This window comes from Pseudomonas sp. MWU13-2100 (assembly GCF_023242365.1).
GTDB lineage: Bacteria > Pseudomonadota > Gammaproteobacteria > Pseudomonadales > Pseudomonadaceae > Aquipseudomonas.
Genome location: NZ_JALLIX010000160.1, coordinates 1 through 423, shown reverse-complemented (window position 1 = coordinate 423; position 423 = coordinate 1). Strand labels below are relative to the sequence as shown.

The 423-nt window shown below is 66.7% G+C and carries 1 pseudogene; it reads left to right on the top strand.

Annotation, left to right across the window (positions count from 1 at the left end):
- A pseudogene (locus M5B99_RS29840) lies at positions 1-423 on the top strand (type VI secretion protein VasK); the annotation flags it as partial.

The following is a 423-nucleotide window of genomic DNA, read 5'->3' as shown; positions in this document are numbered from 1 at the left end:
GAAGGCCAGAACGGCACTGAGCGCCTGAGCCTGCAAGCCTTCCTCACCCAGGTGACCCGCGTGCGCCTGAAATTGCAGCAGATCAGCCACGCCCCCGACCCGCAGGCCATGACCCAGGCCCTGGCGCAAAGCGTGTTCCAGGGCAAGAACATCGAACTGACCGACACCCAGGCCCATGGCCGCCTGATTGCCGCGAGCCTCGGCGCCGAGTGGGACGGGTTTGGCCAGACCCTCTTCGTGCAGCCGTTGGAGCAAGCCTGGCAACGGCTGCTGCAACCCTCGGCGGCCAGTCTTAACCGCCAGTGGCAGCAAGGCATTGTCAACCAGTGGCACGGCGCCTTTGCCAGCCGCTACCCCTTTGCCAACACCGCCAGTGACGCCTCGCTGGCCATGCTGGGGCAGATGATCCGCGCCGACTCCGGG